The organism is Actinoallomurus spadix, from assembly GCF_024055725.1.
Lineage (GTDB): Bacteria > Actinomycetota > Actinomycetes > Streptosporangiales > Streptosporangiaceae > Actinoallomurus > Actinoallomurus spadix.
Genome location: NZ_JAMXMX010000002.1, coordinates 266,756 through 284,970 on the forward strand (window position 1 = coordinate 266,756; position 18,215 = coordinate 284,970).

The following is an 18,215-nucleotide window of genomic DNA, read 5'->3' on the forward strand; positions in this document are numbered from 1 at the left end:
CGCTCGGCCCATCCGCGACCCCGTCGGGTGCTCCGGGACCCCGGACGGTGCTGCGGGATAACGCCTGCGTACGCTGCGGAACGAACCCCAGTAGACCGCCGACCCCCCGAAGAGAGAGCATGCATCCCGTCCTCGTCGAAGTGGAACGTTCCGGTTTCGTGGAGTCCCGGCACCGGGGATCGGTGGCCGCGCTCGCCGTCGACGGCTCGCCCGTGGTCCGCATCGGTTCCCCGGACGACCCGATCTTCCCCCGCTCGGCCAACAAGCCGATGCAGGCGGTGGCGATGGCCCGCAGCGGCCTCGCCCTCGAAGGGGAGTTGCTCGCGCTGTCGTCGGCCAGCCACTCCGGGGAGGACTTCCACGTCGCGGGCGTCCGCGAGATCCTCGCCGGGGCGGGGCTCACCCCGGACGCCCTTCAGTGCCCGCCGCAGTGGCCGCTCGACCCGGAGGTCGCCGTCCGGGCCGAGCGATCGCGGCTGCGGATGAACTGCTCCGGCAAGCACGCCGCCATGCTCGCCACCTGCGTCGTCAACGGCTGGCCGGCGGAGTCGTACCTCCACGTCGACCATCCGCTGCAGCTGATGATCCGGGGGACGGTCGAGGAGCTCACTGGGGAGCGGGTGGCGGCGACCGGCGTGGACGGGTGCGGGGCACCGCTGTTCGCCGTCTCGCTGATGGGCGTGGCGCGGGCGCTGCGCGCGATCGTGACCGCGGAGCCGGGCACGCCGGAGCGGCGTCTGGCGGACGCGATGCGCGCCCACCCGGAGTGGACGTCGGGCACGCGGCGCGACGAGTGCCGGCTCATGGCCGCCGTGCCGGGTCTGCTGGTCAAGTGCGGGGCCGAGGGCGTCGACGCGTTCGCGCTCGCGGACGGTCGCGCCGGCGCCATCAAGATCGACGATGGGTCGATGCGGGCCCGTACGCCGGTGACCGTGGCGACGCTGCGCGCCCTCGGCGTCGAGGTCCCCGACGAGCTCGCCACCGTCCCCCTGCACGGTGGCGACGAGATCGTCGGCGAGATTCGCGCCGTCGGGATCTAGGGTCCGTCGCCGAGCGGGGGCTTTGCGACAGCCCCCGACGATCGGCGGTCAGGCCAGGCTGCGGAACTGCCGGGAGGCGGAGATCGCCCCGGAGGTGGCGAGCGTGAAACTGCGGATCGACTCGGCGAAGTTCGACAGGTCCCACTCGGCCGGGCCCTCGTACCAGTAGAGGTTGTCGGAGGGCCCGCTGTTGCCCGCGCCGACGTCGGCCACCGTCTGCGCCCAGCGCTGCACGACGTCGAACACCACCGCGTACGGCAGGTAGTGCGAGAAGAGGGCCACCCGGTGACCCGCGGGCGCGTCCGGGACCTCGCCGCGGAACAGGTGCGCCCGGAACCCGAGCGTGTGCGCCAGCACGGTCGCGCCGCGCGTGGTCTTGGCCGGCATGTACTGCCCGCCGACGGCCAGCGCGGCGCCCGCGATGATCACGGCCAGGCCGATCAGCGCGAGGTTGCTGTAGACGGCCAGCGCGATCGTGCCGACCACGCCGAGGCCGGCCAGGATCATGCCGATGGTCGTCCAGCGGGTGCGCTCGGAGTCCGGTCGCCGGGCGAACCAGCCCTGCCGGACGACGTCCTCGTACAGGGCCTTCCGCACCGCCGCGAGCTGGTCGGCGAACGTCCCGCCGAGTTCGGACAGGGCCACCACGTCGCGGCCGTCGAACAGGGCGTCGTACAGGAGCCGCTCGTACGGCAGCAGGTCGTCCGCCGGGCGCCGCAGGCGGCGCAGCTGCCAGTCGATGCGGCCGTACGTCTCGCGGGGCAGCTCCTCGATCAGGATGTAGCCGCGGACCGCGAGGTCGATGATGGTCGCGGTCACGTCGACGACGTCGGCCTGCTCGTCGATGAGCGTGCCGATCTGGCCCGGCCGCACGCCGTCCGGCGGGGCGAACCCGGTCGAGTCGAGAGGCGCGTGGTCTCCCTCGGCGGCCTTCTTGTTGACGATGCGCGCGTCCCGGCCCCGGGTGACGTAGAGGAGGCCGACCCCGCCGAGCAGGAGGGCGAGCAGGCCGAGGAGCGTGCCGCCGGTGAGGCCGTTGACCGTGAAGGCGGTGGCCACGGTGTGCCGCTGCTCGATGATCGGGTTCCCTTTGGCGGTGCCGGGCGGGTACCCGACCATCACCGTGACGTACTCGCCGGGCTGCAGGTCCTCCTGTCGGAAGTCCGCCTGGGTGTGCGTGTGGTTGGTGAAGAACTGGGTGCAGCCGATCGTGCTCGCCAGGTCGCCGGCGAAGCAGTTGAGGTTCTGCACGACCGCGCTCGAGTCGACGGTCACCCGGGTCTGCGCGACCGGGACGTGCCATCCGCCCGCGGCCACCCAGTTCAGTTGCTCGCCGGTGCGCGAGGTCGTCATCGCGCCCTTGACCGCGTAGGAGAGCTGGGCGGTCCGCCGGCCCGCGCCACCGCTTCCGGAGACGCGGAGGACCACGTGGTCGCCCTCGTTCTTGAGGGTGCCGCCCTTGAGGTCGCCGACGTCGTACCGGCGGTCCTGCCGGTCGTCGAGGTGCTTGCGGCGGATGAGGGTGCGCGCGGGCGCGGCCCCCTCGTAGGTGACCGTCTCCTTGACCTGGAGCGTCCCGTCCGGCGTGACCGTGATCGCGACGGTGTCCTTGTCGATCCGCCCGGAGGCCGCCCACGCGGGGGTCGCACCGCTGAGGAGCCCGGCGGCGATGAGGGGGGCGGCGACGAGGGGGGCGATCAGAGGCCGCGTGCGAACCTGCATGGCCGCACAGCGTACCGGTGAAGCGGCGGCGTCTGCGTGACCTGCGGCACTGACGGTCTTGTGAGGAAGGCCGGAATCCGCTGCCGCGAAAACGATCGACCTTTTCGGTGATATGGGATGATTCTCGTCGCGGTCGCCCCTCCCGCACGGAGCCCGGCGTGCCGGTCTCACGGGGGAGGAACGGACAGCAGTGGTAGGTCCCTATCGGCGGCGCCCGCCGGACGGCCCGGAGCCGCAGGGCCCGCCGTCCCGGTTGTGGCGCCGGCCGGCACGGGACCTCGGGTACCTGCCACCGCGCCGCCCGCCACGGCGGCGCAGCGCGGCCGGCACGGTCGTCGGCGTGCTCGGCGGCGTCGCCGGTCTGTGCGCGGTCGCGATCGTCGGCTACTCGCTCGCCGGCCCGAAGCGGCCGGCGCCGGGAACCGGCGCTCCCGGCGAATTCCCCCGCCCCGGGAGCCGGCAGGCCGCCTTCGCCGGACCGCTGTACCGCAGCGGGGCGCTCGACCCGGTCGGCTGTGAACTCTCGAAGATCCGGGAGCACGACGAGGACTCGATGCGGGTCTTCCTCGACCGGCTGGCGGACTGCCTGGACGAGGCGTGGCGGCGGCAGTTCGCCAAGGCGGCCCTGCCGTCGTTCACCGCGCCGCACCGGGTGTTCTGGAGTGTGTCGGGCAGCAGCCCCTGCGGGTCCTACCCGGCCCCCGGCGCCGCGGCGTTCTACTGCCCGGCGAACGACACGCTGTACGTCGGCCTCGACGACATCGTGGAGACGGCGGGCGGCGAACCGGTCTCGCACTACGGCGTGTACGCCCGGGTCATCGCACACGAGTACGGCCACCACGTCCAGGAGGACGCCGGGATCCTCGAGTACGGCCACGGGTTGATGACGGCCGCCGCGGCCGCCGCCGCGAGCCACGAGGTCAGCCGCCGGATCGAACTGCAGGCGCAGTGCCTCGCCGGCGCGTTCCTGTCGGCGCAGCGCGACAGCATCCCGATGACCTCCGAGCAGTACGACGCGGTCCTGGACGACGCGCGGGCGCGGGGTGACGAGGACGAGCCCGCCGACGAGCGCGACCACGGCTCCGGGACGCACTACGCGGACTGGGTGGCCCGCGGCTACACGCAGCGCGTCCTGTCGGCTTGCAACACGTGGACGGCTGCCCCTTCGGACGTTTGGTGACAGGAGGAGAGTGATGGCTGGACCCGGCTCATGGGGACCCCCGCCCCGGGGTCACGGCCAAGGCCACGGCGCGGGCCAGGGCTACGGAGCAGGCCAGGGCCACGGCGCCCCGCACGGCCACGGCGCTCCGCAGGGCTACGGCAACCCCCAGGGCTACGGAGGTCCCCAGGGCTACGGCAACCCGCAGGGTTACGGGCGGCCGCCGGGCCACGGTTCCGGGTACGGCCCGCCGGGCCCGCCTCCCGGCCCGCCCCGGCCACCGTACGGTCCCGGGTACGGACGGCCGCAGTACGCCGCGCCCGGCTACGGGTACGCGCCGCCGCCCCGGCGGCGAGGCGGCGGAGGCGTGCGCGCCATCGGCGTACTCGGCCTGCTCGCGATCGTCGGCGTCGGCGGCGCGATGGCACTGAAGCTGACCAGCAGGCCGGCGTATACGCCGCCCCGGCCGCCGATCAGCGCGCCGACCGCCCCGTCCCAGGCCCAGACCGCCGCCGACAGCCCGCTGTACAAGGTCGGCCGGCTGCCGTCGAACGGCTGCCAGGGCCGGCAGATCACCCAGGGCGACCCCGCGTCGTTCCGGGCGTTCCTCGACGCGACCACCGACTGCCTGGACAAGGCGTGGGGGCAGGGCTTCGCCCAGGCGGGCCTGAAGTTCGCCGCACCGACCCGGGTCTTCTGGTCCACGGCGGGGTCGAGCCCCTGCGGGACGTACCCGTCACCGGGCGTCGCCGCGTTCTACTGCCCGAGCAACGCCTCGATCTACATCGGCGTCACCGACGCGCAGAAGGCCGCCGGTGGGATGCCCGTGCGCTACAACGTGGCGTACGCCCGGGAGGTCGCCCACGAGTACGGCCACGCGATCCAGGACCAGACCGGGATCCTGGAGTACAGCCAGCGGGCGCGGTCGGAGGCGACGGGCATCCTGGCCCGCAACGCCGTGACCAAGCGGAGTGAGCTGCAGGCCCAGTGCCTGTCCGGCGTGTTCATGGGCTCGGTGAAGGGGACCTTCCCCGTGACGCCCGAGCAGTGGGCGGTCGCGCTCCGCGACTCGTACGAGCGCGGTGACGACGGGCGTCCCGCCTCGCAGCGGGATCACGGGACGGACGCGCACTACCGGGGTTGGGTACAGCTCGGTTACACCCACGGCACGACGTCGGCCTGCAACACCTGGGCGGCCTCGCCCTCGTCGGTGAACTGAGGCTCCCCGCACGCCGAACGTCCACGGCCGCCGGGCCCCTCGGGGCCCGGCGGCCGTGGACGTTCGGCATCGAGATGTGACTCGTTTCACCGCGAAGTGCTTGCAAGTCTGCTTGCAATAGCAAGCAGAGCACCGCACAGTGGAGACATGGCGACTTCCAAAGTCGGCTCCATTGGGGAGTACATCCGAGAGCAGCGCAAGCGGGCCAAGGTCTCGCTGCGCCAGCTGGCCGAGGCCACGGGCGTTTCGAACCCGTACCTCAGCCAGATCGAGCGTGGGCTGCGCAAGCCGAGCGCGGAGATCCTGCAGCAGATCGCCAAGGGCCTGCGCATCTCCGCCGAAGCCCTGTACGTACAGGCAGGCATCCTCGACGAGCGAGAGACCGACACGGACGTCCAGGCCGCCATCCGGGCGGACGTGACCCTGTCGGAGCGTCAGAAGCAGGTCTTGCTCGACATCTACGAGTCGTTCCGCCGGGAAGGGGAGCCCGGCGGAGAAGCCGCCACCGAAGCGACCCCACCGACTGAAGGGTGAATCTGACCATGGCGACCATCACCGAGAAGCTGCGCGACTCGAAGGCGTTCTACGTCGCGGCCGGCGCCGGCGACCTCGCGGTCGAGAAGCTCCGCGAGATGCCGAAGAAGATCGACAAGGACCTGGGCGGCGTCGCCCTGTCCTACGTGACCCAGGTCGGCGGCCGCGCCGCCGAGGTCATGGACGAGCTGGCCGAGCGCGGCAAGAAGATCGTCGGCCGTGTCGAGCGGCAGAAGTCCACGCAGGAGCTGGAGGAGCGCGCCAAGGCCACCACGCGCCGGGCCCGCTCGACCACCGGCACCGCCAGGGACACCGCCGCCTCCGCGCGGGAGACCGCGAAGACGGCCGGCAAGGCCGCGACCGACACCGCCAAGAAGGTCGGCGACTGACCGACCTCCGGCGGGCGCGGTGGCGGGCGCGGCAGATGATGTCGCGCCGCGTCCGCGACGCACCGAGGAGCCCGGGCGGACGATCCGCCCGGGCTTCCGCCCTTTCCGTGCGCGGCATCGGCAGGACCCGGGCCGAGCACATACGCTGAGGCCGTACGTGATGAGAACTGACGCGGCGCTCGTACGACGCCGCCCCGGTCCAGGGGGTCGATCGTGCTCGAACCAGCCCAGAGTTTCGTCGGAATCGTGTTCTGGGTGGTGGCCATCGCCGCTTTCATCGTCGAGATCTGGGCGTTCGCCGACGCAGTGATGCGGCCGGCGGGGGCCTACGCGGCGGCCGGCAAGCTCACCAAACAGCTGTGGTTGATCATCCTCGGTGTCGCGCTGCTGTTCGGCCTGGCCGGCGCGGTGCGCTTCGTCTCGATCATCCAGATGCTGCCGGTGATCGGCTTCATCGCCGCGGCGGTGTACCTCGCCGACGTCCGGCCCGCCGTGCGCCCGTACGGCCGCCGGGGCGGCTCCTCCTCGTCCGGACCGTACGGCCCCTGGTGAGCGCCGGGGGCCGGGCCGTCACGGCTTGGTGAGCTTGAGCTTCCGCAGGTCGGCGGCGAGGCGCTCGGCGATGTGACGGGCGCCCGCCGCCGTCGGGTGGGTGCCGTCGGAGAGGATGTACTCCGGTGCGTTGCCGGTGCCCTTCTTGCGGTCCCCGGTGATCCACTGTTCCTGCAGCGGGTCGATGAACGGCACCTTCATCTCCGCGGCGGCCTGCGCCATGGAGTCGCGGATGGCCATGACCTCCTCAGGCGGGTCACCTCCGCCCCACATCGGCCCGATGAGCAGGAGCCGCGTGGAGCCCCAGCGCTGCCGGACGGTGTCCAGCAGCCGCCGGGCCGCCTCGCCGACGTCCTGGGCGGGATACCGCCGGTCGTTGTGGCCGCCCGAGACGATGACCAGGTCGGGGGCGGGCCGCCAGGAGAGCTGGTCGGCGAACAACCGCGCGAAGTCCTTGCCGACCTGCCCCTTGGCGATGAAGCCGGTGCGCCGGTAACCGCCGAGGATGACCTGCCAGCCCAGGAGCCGCGCGGTCTCGGCGGCGTACGTCTGCTCCGGCTCCTGCCCGAGCTTGCCCGTCGTGTAGCTGTCACCGAGGAACATGACGACCGGGGCGTGTGCCGCCTGCCGCTTCGGCGTGCGGGCCGAGCTGTCGGCCCGTGCCCTGCGCTCCGTACTGCCACAGCCCGTCAACGCGAGCAGGACGACGGCGGCCGCGAGGCAACGAAGGGCGCGTCGTCTCATCCCGCTCCTAAAACTAGGCTGCACTGTATGACGACACACCGGACGCGGCGGCTTGAGCTGACCGACCAGACGCTGCGCGAATGGGAAGCGATCGTGCTCGACTCGGAACCCGGGGGGATCGTCCTCGACCGATCGGCATTTTATCCGGGTGGAGGCGGACAACCGCCGGATCACGGAGTTCTGTTGTGGCAGGGCGTGCAGACGCGGATCGTCGGCGCACGCAAGGGCGACGAGCTCTACCTGATCCCGGATGAGAACGACCCGCTGCCACCGGTGGGTACGGCCGTGCGCGGCGCCGTCGAGGACGAGCGGCGTACGAGCCTCATGCGGACCCACTCCGGCCTGCACGTCCTGTGCGGCGTCGTCTTCCGCGACTACGGCTGCCTCGTCACGGGCGGCAACATGGAGCCCGGCGTCGCCCGGATGGACTTCAACCTCCCCGAGGTCCCGCCCGGCTTCAAGGAGGCCGTGGAGGCCGCCTGCAACGCGGAGATCGACGCGGACCGGCGCATCGACGTCAGGACCCTGCCCCGCACGGAGGCGTTCGCGATCCCCGACATCATCCGGACGGCGACGAACCTGGTGCCGCCGGAGGTGGAGGAGGTCCGTATCGTCGACATCGTCGGGCTCGACACCCAGGCCGACGGCGGCACCCACGTGGCCTCCACCCGCCAGATCGGCCGGCTTCAGGTCGCCAAGATCGAGAACAAGGGCCGCGGCTTCCGCCGCGTCCGCATAAGAATCGCCGACTGAGCCGATCCCGCGTTCCGTCGAGGGCCGGGCGCAGGAAGTCTCCGAAAAAGTCGTTTCGGAATTCAAAGCGTACGGAATCCGTCGCTCGGCCCCAGGTCTTTTCAGCCCGCGCAATCCGTCATGCTTTCGATGCGAAATCGTCTCGCCGTGAGGGCCTTTCAGTGGTGATCTAATCCCTTGCTGCGGTTGCCGTGGCTTGCCAGAGTCTGTGGCACACAGAGTCACGGTGCGACCAAGTCTTCAGGGAGGCGGGGATGAATCCCGGCCGAATCGAGTCTTGGTGGCGCCTGCGCCGACGGCATCCGGAGGAGAAGTTAATGCGCAAGCAGATCGTGGGACTGCTCGGTGCGATTTCGATCGCATCGACGGGAATGATCGCCACGGCCTCGATGGCTGACGCCGCCACGGCTTCCAAACTCGTGAAGTGCGGCAAGGCGGGCAAGGTCACGAAGAAGATGTGCACCCTGTACAAGAAGGCCGGTCCGGCGGCCAGCAAGGGCGGCTACCACTGGGACTCCGTGGGGTGCCTCCGCAAGGACCCACTGCCCTATCACCCCGAGGGACGTGCCTGCGACCTCGTCTACGGAAAGATCGGTAAAAAGGCGACGGGCGACAACAAGTCCGACGGCACGAAGATGGTGAAGTGGCTGGTGGCGCACCACAAGAAGTACTCCATCGACCACGTCATCTGGCAGGGCGTCATCTACTCGCCCAATGGAAACTGGCGTGGCCACAAGGACAAGAACTGCACCTCCAGGGCCGGTGTCACGGTATGCCACCGGGACCACGTGCACGTGGCGGTGACCCGGTAAGTAGAGCGCAGGCGAACGGGTGGCTCGGAGTCGCACAGATCGTCTCCGGGCCACCCGGCTTTTGGTCCCGTGCCCTCAGGAATTGGCAACATCCGGGATTCGCGGCTATCGCCGCACTTCGTGCATCGTCCGCCGGATCTTAGATCGCCTGCGGATCCTTCGGTCTCGGACCGGGTGAGTGCAGTTGCCTGATCGGCGTATTGACCGTCGAGGTGAGCAGGCTGAGGCCCAGGTCGGTGATCTCGTGGCAGACGGAGTACCCGTCGCGCCGGGTGGTGATGAGGCCGGCCTCGCGGAGAACCTTGGTGTGGTGGCTCACCGAGGCCGGGGAGATACCGGCGGCGCGGGCGATGTCCGTGGTGCTGCAGCCGGTCATGGCCGTCTTGAGGACCGTCGTACGCGTCCGGCCGAGCAGCCCTTCCAGCGGTTGGTTCCCGCCGGGCTCGTCGGTCTGCGGCTTCGCCAGCCAGGTGCGCCGGGCGATGGGGAAGACCAGCGAGGGTGGCAGTTCGGGTGCCCGTAGCGTGATCGGATGGTGCCGGCAGAAGAACGACGGCACGAGCACCAGGCCGCGCCCGCCGAGTTGGACGTCCTGGTCGACGTAGTGATCGACGTGCAGGACGGGATGCTCCCAGCGCGCGTACGGGTGGAGCGTCCCCAGGAGGCGTTCGACGCCGTGCTCGGCGAGTATCTGCACGAGCTGCGAGCGCTCCACCTCGATGTCCCGGGAGATCTGCTTCCAGTAGGGCGCCAGGGCGATCTTGTAGAACTCGTCCACGTCACGCGCCACTCGGCGGACGGCCTCGCGCGCGTCGAGCGACCGGGCGATGAACGGTGTCCTGCCCTGGCGCGCGAACTCGGTGAAGTCGCGCGTGAGTTCATTCCGCGTGGTGGACAGGAGCCTGTCGACCGCCGTGCCGAGATCGGCCGTGCCGCGGGTCGGGGTGAGGAAGTCGGCCGAATAACCGCGCGGCGGCGCGATCTCCAGGAGCGGGCGGAGCGACGCCGGGATGATCGGGCGAGTGCGTCGCCGCCAGCCGTCGAGGGCGACCTCCTCATTACGTTCCTGGAGCGCGTGCAGACCCAGGAGGATCTCCCAGAGCACGTCCGCCGACGGAGCGACGGTGGTGCGGGCGAGATCCTCGGAATCGAAATGCATCCGCAGCATTACAGCCCTCCGGTCGATTCGGCCTCGTCGGCAGTCGGCGCTCCGACGTAAATTCAAGGAGCGGCGGGCCGCGTGGGCAAGACCGTGGCTGTTCGAGTCTGTTCGATATCGTTCGTGCTGATCGAAGCCCTCATCGACACCGAGGTGTCGATGAGGGCTTCGAGTGCCGCTACGCCGACCGCGAGACCGGTCAGGCCTTGGTGAGCTTGAAGTCGAAAGTCCAGAACTTCTTGGCCTTGCCGGTGCCGACCCAGGTGCTCTTCCCCGTCGGAGCGCAGTAGAAATTGCCGGGCCCGGTGGAGTGAAGCTCGCCCCGGCGGTCGTACACGTTGAACGCGTAGACCTTGTAGACCTCACCGGCCCGGAGCGTGTAGTGCGCCTTCTTCTTCAACTCGGCGCTGTAGGAGATGGTGGTCGTCCAGGTCTTGGTCACGTCGAACCCGACCGTGGCGCTGACTGATCCGTACGAGGCGCCGAACGTCCCACTGACCTTGTTCGCCACGGAGACCTGCTTGTCCAGCCGAAGCGTGGCATGCGGTCCCCAACCCGACACGCGGTGCTTTGCGTCGTTCGGCCATCTCTTCTCGGTCTTGAGGTACTTCCGGTACTTGGCGAAGTGGCCGAGCGAGCATCCCCCGGAAGCGGCCTTGACGGCGTGAGGAGCCGATCTCGCTGACGTGGCCGCGTCGGCGGGAAGGGCGAACGCGGTGACGAGTCCCGCCGCCGCGATGGTCGTTAGCAGTAGCCGTTGCGTCTTCATCAACGCCCCTTCTGTGGCGCAATGCCGATCGGGACGCTGCAAAAGTCATTTGACCAGAGCACCCGGATCGATCTTGTACGTGCAGCGATGACGGTGCCTTAACGGCTCAAGAGGAGCAAGGCTTTAGACGACGCTCTAACGGCTGAAACGCCGGTCGAGAAATGACGGCCTGCGGTATGGGCGGTCGCCTATTCGGTCGCGCGGTGGGTGAGGGCGGGGACGGAGCCGAGGCCGTGTTCGACGATGGCCAGGGCGCGGTCGACCGCCCGGCGGGTGGCCTCCGGGGCGTATCCGTGGGCGCGGCAGTGGGTGATGACGGCCTTCATGCCGCCCACCAGCGCGCCGGCGATCACGACGGCGTCGATCTCGTCGATGCCCGGGCAGAGTTCGGTGAGCCGTTCGACGACGTACTGCTCGGTGTCGTTCATCCGTTTGAGGGCGCGTGCCTGCAGCGACGGGCGTTCGAGGACGAGCCGCACCTGGATCGCGCCGTACTCGCCGTGCTCCGCGGCGATGGCCTCGATCATCTCCAGCACGATGCGGCGCATGGACTCCAGGGGGGTCTCGTCGGCGGGGCGGCGGTCGATGCCCTCGCGTACCTCGGTCAGGCGTTCGTCGATCTCGGCGAAGACCACGTCCTCCTTGGACGGGAAGTAGCTGAAGAACGTGCGGGGGGACACGTCGGCGGCCCCGGCGATGTCCGCGATCGTCGTCTCCTCGTAGCCGCGCTCGGCGAACAGGCGGAGGGCGGCCTCGGCGATCGCCCGGCGCGTCTGGCGCTTCTTCCGCTCCCGCAGGCCCATGTGATCCATCTCACCAGAATATACACTCAGTGCGAAGTTGCATGCGTTGCAATTTTGCGCAGCGCGTGCTGTTCTGTTGGTATGTCGGGGATTCTGGAGAGGATTGGGCGATTCTGCGCCCGGCGGGCGCGGTGGGTGACGCTCGTCTGGCTCGCCCTCGCGATCGGCATCGGAGTCCTCGGAGTGGCCCGGGGCGGCACCTTCGTCCAGCAGGACCGGCTTCCCGGCACCGAGACCCAGCGCTCCATCGACCTGCTCCGCAAGAACTTCCCCGACCTGACCGGGCCGACGGCCACGATCGTGTTCCACCCGCAGCGGGGCGTCGCCCTGTCCGACTGGCGCGTCGCGGTGCAGGTCGGCAAGGCCATCCAGCAGGTGGGCGCGCTCCCGCGCGTCGCGATGGCGGAGAACCCCTACGGCGGCACCGGCGGCGCGAAGGGCGCGACCGCCGTCGTCGCGGTGGCGCACTTCAAGGGCACCGCCCGCGACCTGTCCATCGACGACCTGCACGCCCTGCAGGAGGCGACCGAGCCGGCCCGGCAGGCCGGCGTCGACGTCGAGTTCGGCGGCATCGTCACGACGATCCTCAACCAGCCCAAGGCCGGTCCCAAGGAGGGCGTCGGCGTCGTGCTCGCCCTCGGGGTGCTGCTGTTCGCCTTCGGGTCGTTCCTCGCGGCCGGCGTCCCGATCGTCGTGTCCCTGTGCGCGATGGTCGTCGCGTACTCGCTCATCCACTTCGGCGCGTCGATCTGGCAGGTCCACCCGACGGCCCCCATGGTCGCGGCCATGCTCGGCCTCGGCGCGGGGATCGACTACGCGCTCTTCGTCGTCACCCGCCACCGGCAGCAACTCGCCGAGGGCATGGCCGTCGAAGAGTCGGTCGGCAAGGCCCTCGCCACCTCGGGACACGCGGTCGTGTTCGCGGGCGGCACGGTCGTGTTCGCGATCTGCGGGCTCTGGTTCTCCGGCATCACGTTCATCGGCATCATCGGGCTCGCGACGGCCATCGCCGTGGCCCTCATGGTGGCCGCCGCGCTCACCCTCCTGCCCGCCGTGCTCGGCGCCCTCGGCACGAACATCGACCGCTACCGCCTGCCCCGGATCCGGCCGGACCGCTCGACGTACCGCTGGGAGCGCTGGGGCCGGCACGTCGACCGGCACGCCTGGCCGTACGCGATCGCGGCGACGCTCCTCCTGGTCTTCCTCGCGCTGCCGGTGCTCACCCTGCGCCTGGGCATCATGGCCGACAGCACACTCCCGCACTCCAACAGCGCGCGCCGGGCGTACGACGTGACGGCGAAGCAGTTCGGCCCCGGCTGGTACAGCCCCTTCGTGGTCGTCGCGACCGTGCCGAGCCCGGCGAAGACGCCGCAGGCGGCGGAGAGCACGAAGCAGGCCAAGGGATGGACCGCCCTGCGGCGGGAGCCGGGCGGCCGGCTGGCGGTCAGCCCGAACGACCGGCCCACCCCCAACCCGGAGGCCCGCCGCCTGGGTGACGACCTGCGGCGCAGCTTCCAGAAGGTCCCCGGCGTCGCCTCCGCCGAAGCACCCCTGGTCGTCGGCGACAGCGCGACCGTCAAGATCGTGCCCACCTCGCCGCCGCAGGTCGCCGCGACCGCCGACCTCGTACGGCACCTGCGGGCGTCGGTGATCCCGCCCGTCATCGCCCGGCACCCCGGCGCCCGCGCCTACCTCGGCGGCGAGTCACCGGCGATCATCGACGTGGCGACCATCGTGAAGCAGCGCATGAAGTACGTCGTCATCGCCGTCGTGACGGTCGCGCTCGTCCTGCTCGTCATCGCGTTCCGCTCGATCATCGTGCCGATCAAGGCCGCGGTGATGAACCTGCTGTCGATCGGCGCGGCGTACGGCGTGGTGGTCGCGGTCTTCCAGTGGGGCTGGGGCATCAACCTGCTGGGCCTCGACGGGGCGGTGCCGATCGTGTCGTTCGTGCCGTTGTTCATGTTCGCCCTGTTGTTCGGGCTGAGCATGGACTACGAGGTGTTCCTGCTGTCCCGGATCCGCGAGGAGTACCTCCGCACCGACGACCCCCACGGCAGCGTCGTCACCGGCATCGCGTCCACGGCCCGGCTCATCACCTCGGCGGCGCTCATCATGATCTGCGTCTTCCTCAGCTTCCTGCCGCAGCCGGACACGACGGTCAAGATGATGGGCCTCGGCCTGGCCGCCGCCGTCGCCGTGGACGCCACGATCGTCCGCCTGGTTCTTGTCCCGGCCCTGATGAGCCTGCTGGGTCACGCCAACTGGTGGTTCCCCGGCCGCCGCCGCCCGACGGCACCGCCGGTCCGTCCCGAAGAACGCACCCTCGAACACGTCTGACCCGCTACGGCTGGAGCGGCCCGTCGGGCAACTCGAAGGAGGCGCCGGGCTCGTCGCAGGTCTGGGAGTGAAAGATCCCGGTGCCGACGCGGGTGGCCTCGGAACCGACGAAGGCCTGGACGACGACCAGCGTCACCACCACCGCCAAGAGCACGGAACGCAGCACGGTTACCGGTGTCCGCCGCCGTCGGCTGAACAACGTCACCAACGCGATCGCGGCGACGAGAAAGGCCGCCTCGATGCCACGCCACATCGTTCGATCCAACGCCTCGAAGTGACGGAACCCCGGAGCGTCGTCGCACAGGACGACCCACCGGGCCGGCAGATAGACCACGCCGACCCCGAGGATCACGGCCAGGAGGCCGGCTAATGGGAGGAGCCGACTCAAGTCCACCTGCGGACCGGCCCGCCGCGTCTCCCCTTCCTGCGGGACGCTCATGGCCTGAGGGTAGCCCCGATGATCACCTTCAGTCGGCCTGCGCCGTGGATCCTGGTCGTGCGAGCGACCAGGATCCACGGCGCTGATCTCAAGCGGCCGTCCTGCCGCGGTTGAACTCGTCTCGTCCCGTGCGTGAGAGTTGTGCGCCGGCACGGACGGGATGAGACAGAGCATGAAGCGGGCGGCGACGGGGGCTTTGCTGGGGTTGGCGATCGGGGATGCCATGGGCTTCCCGACGGAGTTCAACGACCTGGCGCAGATCTCCGCGAAGTGCGGTCCCTGGCGCACGATGGCGCTGCCGGTGGCCTCTGGGCGGGCGTACGTCACCGACGACACGCAGATGACCTTGGCGCTGGGTGAGGGCCTGGTCGAGGCCATGGCGGCCGGAGAACTGACGGCCGATCGGCTGGAGTCGCCGGTCCGGGCCCGGTTCGTCGAGTGGTCGCGGTCGCCGGAGAACAACCGCGCGCCGGGAATGACCTGCCTCCGGGCGTGCGAGGCCCTGAGCCATGGCGGTGCCTGGCAGGCGGCGAGCCAGGTCGCTTCGAAGGGCTGCGGGGCGAACATGCGGGTCGCGCCCGTCGGCCTGATCCCCGGCCTGGACGAAGACCAGCGGTCGGGCGCCGCTCAGTTGCAGTCGGCTCTGACGCACGGCCACCCGACGGCGCTGGCGGCCAGCGACCTGACCGCATACACGATCCGGCTGCTGGCCCACGGGACCGGCACCGCCGAACTGCTGCCCGCTCTGCGTGATCATGCGGTCCGGTCCCGGACCGTCTACCGCGCCGACTGGCTGGGGGACCTGGCCGAGTACGCGCACGATCCCGATCGGGTGTCCTTCATCGCCCGGGGCTGGGACGAATGCCTGTCCGTGCTCGACCGGCTGGAGGCGGCGCTCGCCGTCGCGGACGCCGAGGCCGACCCGTGCCTGGCCACGGGCGCCGGATGGATCGCCGAGGAGGCGTTCGCGACCGGCCTGTACTGCTTCTTGATGCTGCCGGATGAGCCGCGTGCGGTGGTGCGGCGGGCGGCGTACTCCTCTGGCGACTCGGACTCCATCGCCGCCCTGGCCGGGGCCTTCGCCGGCGCGTACCTCGGCGCGGACGCGTGGCCGGAGGAGTGGGTCCGCGACATCGAGTACCGCGATCGTCTGCTGGCTCTGGGCGCCGCCTGGGACGAATGACACCTCGCGTGAGGACGGGGGTGCCGTGCCGGCGTTGGTCCCCGCTCGTCACAATGGCGCGGTGACACAGATCGAGTGGGCCGACTTCGAGAAGGTCGAGCTTCGGGTGGGTACCGTCGTGACGGCCGAGCCCAACACGCGCGCACGCAATCCCGCCTACGTTCTGACCGTCGATCTCGGAGAGGAAGTCGGCATCAGAACCTCGAGCGCGCAGATCACCGCCCACTACACCCCGGAGGAGCTGGTGGGCCGTCAGGTGCTGTGCGTGTGCAACTTCGAGCCCAAGCGCGTCGCCGGGATCAAATCCGAAGTGCTGGTCACCGGAGCGTACGACGATCAGGGCCGTGTCGTGCTCGCCGGCTTCGATCACCCGGTGCCCAATGGCACCCGGCTGCTCTGAGGTCGGCTCGCGGGCTCGACTCTGCCGAGGATTCTGGTCGCGGAAGCGACGAGAACCCTCGGCGGTGACGCCCGGCCGATCGGTACAGGACCGGCGTTCGTGCGTTCTGGGGCGGACGGTGGCGAATCGGATTCGGTTTAATGGGTCCTCGGTAACCGCTGTTCGGGTGAGGTGGGCGTTGCAGCTGATCGATCATGAGGTGCCGACCGTGCTGGGCCGGATCCAGGTACGGGTCGGGGGTGAGGGGCCGGCGATGCTGTTCTGGCCGAGCCTGCTCATGACCGGCGAGATGTGGCAGGCTCAGGCGGCTCACTTCGCGGACCGTTACACGGTCGTCCTGGTCGACCCGCCGGGCCATGGCCGTAGTGAGGCGCTCACCTCGATGTTCACCTTCGAGGACAACGTCCGCTGCATCACGCAGATCCTCGACCACCTCCAGATCGACACCACCCACTTCGTCGGTAACTCCTGGGGCGGGATGATCGGCGGGACCTTCGCGGCGCGCTGCCCGGACCGGGTCGGTCACGCCGTCCTGATGAACTGCACCGGCTCGGCGGCGGGCCGGCGGCAGAAGCTGGAGTTCGCCCTCCTGCTCCGCATGGCCAGGGCACTGGGCGGCATCCGGCCGCCCGTGACCGGGCCGGCGGTCAAGGCGTTCCTCGGCCCCACCACGCTGCGGACCCGGCCCGACGTCGTGGCGACGGTGCGTGGATCGCTGGAGCGGGTCGACATCCGCTCGGCGGCGTGGGCCGTCAAGAGCGTCGTACCGGCCCGCCCGGACCAGCTCGGCCTGCTCGGCTCCATCCGGACTCCGGTCCTGGTCATCGCCGGGAAGGAGGACGGGACGTTCCCCGTCGCCGAGACCCGTGTCATGGCCGACGCGATCCCCGGCTCCACCCTTCGGATCCTGGACGGGGTCGCCCACCTCGCCGCCCTGGAGAACCCAGAACTGACCAATCGGTTGATCGACGAGTTCCTCGCGTCGCCTGATCTCGCTCTTTGACCGCGCCGCACCGAGACGAATCCGCACCGAGACGAATCCGCCCGAGTGTGGTTCGATCGCAGCAGCGACGCCTGCTCGTAGCGGCGATGGGACGGATCTATGACCACCTGGCGGAAGTCCGGCCACAGCGGTGGCACCAGCGTTCAGTCCGACCGCGTTGAGGCGGCTCTCCTCGGGGCCGCCGGCCGGCGCGGCTGAAGCGCCGTGGGCGGGGCGTCGGTGCCGTTCCGGTATCGGTCGTTGGACGCCGACAGCGGCCGGTGGGACGGATTTCCGTTCCGGGACGGCGACATCGTGATCAGCACGCGGCCCAGGAGCGGGACCACCTGGATGCAGATGATCTGCGCGCTGCTGATCTTCCAGACGCCGGAGCTCCCCGCTCCGCTGAGCCGGCTGTCACCGTGGCTCGATCACCTGACGATGCCGCGTGGCGAGGTGTACGCGCTGCTCGCGCGGCAACGGCATCGCCGGTTCATCAAGACGCATACACCGCTGGACGGTCTGCCCATCGATCGCCGCGTCACGTACGTCGTGACGGCTCGGCACCCGCTCGACCTGGCGGTGTCGCTCTACCACCACACCACGAACATCGACATCGCCCGGATGCGGGAGCTGACCGGCAACGCGTTGCCCACCGAGGCGTCGGCGGCACGCAGGACGTTGCGGGACTGGCTGCTCGCCTGGATCGGGCATGACACAGATCCGCGTACGAACCCGGACTCGTTGCCCGGGGTCATGCGGCACCTGAGTGACGCCTGGGCCAGGCGCGGTGCCGGCAACGTGGTGCTGATCCGCTATGACGACCTGTGCCGCGACCTGGAAGGTCGGATGCGCGGGCTCGCGGAGCGCCTCGGCCTGGCCGTGCCCGAGCCCGTCTGGCCGGGGCTGGTGCGGGCGGCGACCTTCACGCGGATGCGGGCCGGCGCCGATCGGTACGTCCCCGGCGACGGGATCATCAAGAACGACACGTCGTTCTTCCGCCGTGGCAGTCCCGGTGCCGGCGAGGAGATCCTCACCGGCGAGGAGATCGCCCGCTATCACACCCGCGTGGCGGCACTGGCACCGCCGGACCTCGTCGCCTGGCTCCACGCGCCCGGCGGACCGTCTGCACGGCCCTGAGCCGGGCCGGGAGGAAGGCGGGGTGGGCCGGCGCGACGCCGGGCTTGCGCGATGTCGGGCCGTCACCGCGCGGCTT

At 70.4% G+C, this 18,215-nt stretch carries 19 protein-coding genes; 13 read left to right on the forward strand and 6 right to left on the reverse strand.

The window, feature by feature from the left end:
- Window positions 1-119 precede the first annotated feature (119 nt).
- The gene (locus NE235_RS03275; RefSeq protein WP_252799208.1) at window positions 120-1,040 is read left to right on the forward strand and encodes an asparaginase; all 921 of its coding nucleotides are present in this window, start codon (window positions 120-122) and stop codon (window positions 1,038-1,040) included.
- A gap of 48 nt (window positions 1,041-1,088) precedes the next feature.
- Here NE235_RS03275 and NE235_RS03280 read toward each other — a convergent pair whose 3' ends face one another.
- Window positions 1,089-2,762, reverse strand: a complete 1,674-nt coding sequence (locus NE235_RS03280) for a DUF2207 domain-containing protein (RefSeq protein ID WP_252799210.1) — start codon at window positions 2,760-2,762, stop codon at window positions 1,089-1,091.
- 190 nt (window positions 2,763-2,952) lie between these two features.
- Here NE235_RS03280 and NE235_RS03285 point away from each other — a divergent pair, with 190 nt between their 5' ends.
- From NE235_RS03285 to NE235_RS03310, 5 genes are all read left to right on the forward strand, one after another.
- Window positions 2,953-3,942 (forward strand): neutral zinc metallopeptidase, encoded by a 990-nt coding sequence (locus NE235_RS03285; RefSeq protein WP_252799212.1) that lies wholly within the window; start codon window positions 2,953-2,955, stop codon window positions 3,940-3,942.
- 13 nt (window positions 3,943-3,955) lie between these two features.
- Entirely contained in the window at window positions 3,956-5,140 is a 1,185-nt protein-coding gene (locus NE235_RS03295; protein ID WP_289848094.1) for a neutral zinc metallopeptidase, read from the forward strand.
- Window positions 5,141-5,287: 147 nt separating this feature from the next.
- Window positions 5,288-5,674 (forward strand): helix-turn-helix domain-containing protein, encoded by a 387-nt coding sequence (locus NE235_RS03300; protein WP_252799214.1) that lies wholly within the window; start codon window positions 5,288-5,290, stop codon window positions 5,672-5,674.
- Between the two features lie 8 nt (window positions 5,675-5,682).
- Complete coding sequence (locus NE235_RS03305) at window positions 5,683-6,063, forward strand: hypothetical protein (RefSeq protein ID WP_252799216.1); 381 nt, start codon at window positions 5,683-5,685, stop codon at window positions 6,061-6,063.
- A 213-nt stretch (window positions 6,064-6,276) separates the two neighbouring features.
- Window positions 6,277-6,615: a DUF2516 family protein gene (locus NE235_RS03310; protein WP_252799217.1), complete on the forward strand. Its 339-nt coding sequence runs from the start codon at window positions 6,277-6,279 to the stop codon at window positions 6,613-6,615.
- 18 nt (window positions 6,616-6,633) lie between these two features.
- On the opposite strand, the gene NE235_RS03315 is transcribed toward NE235_RS03310, so the two are convergent.
- Entirely contained in the window at window positions 6,634-7,359 is a 726-nt protein-coding gene (locus NE235_RS03315) for an SGNH/GDSL hydrolase family protein (RefSeq protein WP_252799218.1), read from the reverse strand.
- A gap of 27 nt (window positions 7,360-7,386) precedes the next feature.
- On the opposite strand from NE235_RS03315, the gene NE235_RS03320 reads away from it, so the two are divergent.
- Together NE235_RS03320 and NE235_RS03325 are read left to right on the forward strand one after the other, a co-directional pair.
- On the forward strand, window positions 7,387-8,112 hold the full coding sequence (locus tag NE235_RS03320) for an alanyl-tRNA editing protein (RefSeq protein WP_252799220.1): 726 nt from the start codon (window positions 7,387-7,389) through the stop codon (window positions 8,110-8,112).
- A 317-nt stretch (window positions 8,113-8,429) separates the two neighbouring features.
- On the forward strand, window positions 8,430-8,924 hold the full coding sequence (locus NE235_RS03325; RefSeq protein ID WP_252799221.1) for a hypothetical protein: 495 nt from the start codon (window positions 8,430-8,432) through the stop codon (window positions 8,922-8,924).
- Window positions 8,925-9,063: 139 nt separating this feature from the next.
- Here NE235_RS03325 and NE235_RS03330 read toward each other — a convergent pair whose 3' ends face one another.
- The 3 genes from NE235_RS03330 to NE235_RS03340 form a co-directional block, all read right to left on the reverse strand.
- Window positions 9,064-10,083, reverse strand: coding sequence for an ArsR/SmtB family transcription factor (locus NE235_RS03330; protein WP_252799223.1), 1,020 nt, complete (start codon window positions 10,081-10,083; stop codon window positions 9,064-9,066).
- 199 nt (window positions 10,084-10,282) lie between these two features.
- Entirely contained in the window at window positions 10,283-10,852 is a 570-nt protein-coding gene (locus NE235_RS03335; RefSeq protein WP_252799225.1) for a hypothetical protein, read from the reverse strand.
- Window positions 10,853-11,040: 188 nt separating this feature from the next.
- Entirely contained in the window at window positions 11,041-11,664 is a 624-nt protein-coding gene (locus tag NE235_RS03340; RefSeq protein WP_252799226.1) for a TetR family transcriptional regulator, read from the reverse strand.
- Between the two features lie 126 nt (window positions 11,665-11,790).
- Between NE235_RS03340 and NE235_RS03345 the strand changes: the two genes are divergently transcribed.
- A complete protein-coding gene (locus NE235_RS03345; RefSeq protein ID WP_252799228.1) occupies window positions 11,791-13,995 on the forward strand; it encodes an MMPL family transporter in 2,205 nt (734 codons plus the stop codon).
- Window positions 13,996-13,999: 4 nt separating this feature from the next.
- Here NE235_RS03345 and NE235_RS03350 read toward each other — a convergent pair whose 3' ends face one another.
- Window positions 14,000-14,434, reverse strand: a complete 435-nt coding sequence (locus NE235_RS03350) for a hypothetical protein (RefSeq protein ID WP_252799229.1) — start codon at window positions 14,432-14,434, stop codon at window positions 14,000-14,002.
- Between the two features lie 172 nt (window positions 14,435-14,606).
- Between NE235_RS03350 and NE235_RS03355 the strand changes: the two genes are divergently transcribed.
- The 4 genes from NE235_RS03355 (at window position 14,607) to NE235_RS03370 (ending at window position 18,139) form a co-directional block, all read left to right on the forward strand.
- Window positions 14,607-15,617, forward strand: coding sequence for an ADP-ribosylglycohydrolase family protein (locus NE235_RS03355; RefSeq protein ID WP_289848096.1), 1,011 nt, complete (start codon window positions 14,607-14,609; stop codon window positions 15,615-15,617).
- Window positions 15,618-15,678: 61 nt separating this feature from the next.
- On the forward strand, window positions 15,679-16,017 hold the full coding sequence (locus NE235_RS03360) for a tRNA-binding protein (RefSeq protein WP_252799233.1): 339 nt from the start codon (window positions 15,679-15,681) through the stop codon (window positions 16,015-16,017).
- 178 nt (window positions 16,018-16,195) lie between these two features.
- Entirely contained in the window at window positions 16,196-17,020 is an 825-nt protein-coding gene (locus NE235_RS03365) for an alpha/beta fold hydrolase (protein WP_252799235.1), read from the forward strand.
- Window positions 17,021-17,260: 240 nt separating this feature from the next.
- Complete coding sequence (locus NE235_RS03370; protein WP_252799237.1) at window positions 17,261-18,139, forward strand: sulfotransferase domain-containing protein; 879 nt, start codon at window positions 17,261-17,263, stop codon at window positions 18,137-18,139.
- The last annotated feature ends 76 nt before the right edge of the window (window positions 18,140-18,215 follow it).

Excerpts from the sequence above, each read along its gene's own strand:
- NE235_RS03275 (WP_252799208.1), top strand. The coding sequence starts at position 120 with ATGCATCCCGTCCTCGTCGAAGTGGAACGTTCCGGTTTCGTGGAGTCC.
- NE235_RS03300 (WP_252799214.1), top strand. The coding sequence starts at position 5,288 with ATGGCGACTTCCAAAGTCGGCTCCATTGGGGAGTACATCCGAGAGCAG.
- NE235_RS03295 (WP_289848094.1), top strand. The coding sequence starts at position 3,956 with ATGGCTGGACCCGGCTCATGGGGACCCCCGCCCCGGGGTCACGGCCAA.
- NE235_RS03350 (WP_252799229.1), bottom strand. The coding sequence starts at position 14,434 with ATGAGCGTCCCGCAGGAAGGGGAGACGCGGCGGGCCGGTCCGCAGGTG.
- NE235_RS03340 (WP_252799226.1), bottom strand. The coding sequence starts at position 11,664 with ATGGATCACATGGGCCTGCGGGAGCGGAAGAAGCGCCAGACGCGCCGG.
- NE235_RS03355 (WP_289848096.1), top strand. The coding sequence starts at position 14,607 with ATGAAGCGGGCGGCGACGGGGGCTTTGCTGGGGTTGGCGATCGGGGAT.
- NE235_RS03320 (WP_252799220.1), top strand. The coding sequence starts at position 7,387 with ATGACGACACACCGGACGCGGCGGCTTGAGCTGACCGACCAGACGCTG.
- NE235_RS03335 (WP_252799225.1), bottom strand. The coding sequence starts at position 10,852 with ATGAAGACGCAACGGCTACTGCTAACGACCATCGCGGCGGCGGGACTC.
- NE235_RS03325 (WP_252799221.1), top strand. The coding sequence starts at position 8,430 with ATGCGCAAGCAGATCGTGGGACTGCTCGGTGCGATTTCGATCGCATCG.
- NE235_RS03305 (WP_252799216.1), top strand. The coding sequence starts at position 5,683 with ATGGCGACCATCACCGAGAAGCTGCGCGACTCGAAGGCGTTCTACGTC.
- NE235_RS03330 (WP_252799223.1), bottom strand. The coding sequence starts at position 10,083 with ATGCATTTCGATTCCGAGGATCTCGCCCGCACCACCGTCGCTCCGTCG.
- NE235_RS03315 (WP_252799218.1), bottom strand. The coding sequence starts at position 7,359 with ATGAGACGACGCGCCCTTCGTTGCCTCGCGGCCGCCGTCGTCCTGCTC.
- NE235_RS03280 (WP_252799210.1), bottom strand. The coding sequence starts at position 2,762 with ATGCAGGTTCGCACGCGGCCTCTGATCGCCCCCCTCGTCGCCGCCCCC.